This is a genomic window from Microvirga tunisiensis (assembly GCF_009296175.1).
Classification (GTDB): Bacteria; Pseudomonadota; Alphaproteobacteria; order Rhizobiales; family Beijerinckiaceae; genus Microvirga; species Microvirga tunisiensis.
Genome location: NZ_VOSK01000981.1, coordinates 1 through 586, shown reverse-complemented (window position 1 = coordinate 586; position 586 = coordinate 1). Strand labels below are relative to the sequence as shown.

Below are 586 nucleotides of genomic sequence, written 5' to 3'. Positions count from 1 at the left end.
GGGAGCAATGCGGGTGACGAGATCGTCCAACTGATCGGCCCAGCGGTGGGCCTCGCTTGCGTCTGTCATGGCGCGACACCTCCGTGTCTAAGACAACGCACAAGCCCCGGCTGTAGTACTAGAGCATACCTCCCGTTCTACGCGGCTTTTACGCCTGACAGGAAGTGCCCCACCTCCTGCCCCAGGCTATCGGAATGGCGGGCTAGATCCTGAGCCGACGAGAGAACCTGGGCGGCCGCTGTGCCCGTCTCGCCCGCTCCCCGGCGAACTTCGCTGATGCTGCCAGTGACAAACTCAGTGCCACGGGCGGCCTCCTGTACGTTCCGGGCTATCTCGGAGGTTGCCGCACCCTGCTCCTCCATGGCCGCGGCAATCGATACCGAGATCTGGGACATCTCGCCAATCGTGCTGGCGATCGCCTGAATGGCTTGAACCGCGACCGTTGTCGCCTGCTGCACACTAGTGTTGTGACTCTAACGCTTGTTTCGCACGGGCGACCTTTTCCAGGATAGCTGAGGCCGAGGCGGTCCAGACAAAGGGTCTCGGGTCGGCATTGTGGTGCTCCAGGTAGTCCATGATAGCACTC

General features: G+C 62.1%; 1 pseudogene. It reads right to left on the bottom strand.

Annotated features, from left to right (window positions below):
- Window positions 1–137: 137 nt before the first annotated feature.
- Window positions 138–461: pseudogene (locus tag FS320_RS44845) on the bottom strand (methyl-accepting chemotaxis protein); the annotation flags it as partial.
- Between the last annotated feature and the right edge of the window lie 125 nt (window positions 462–586).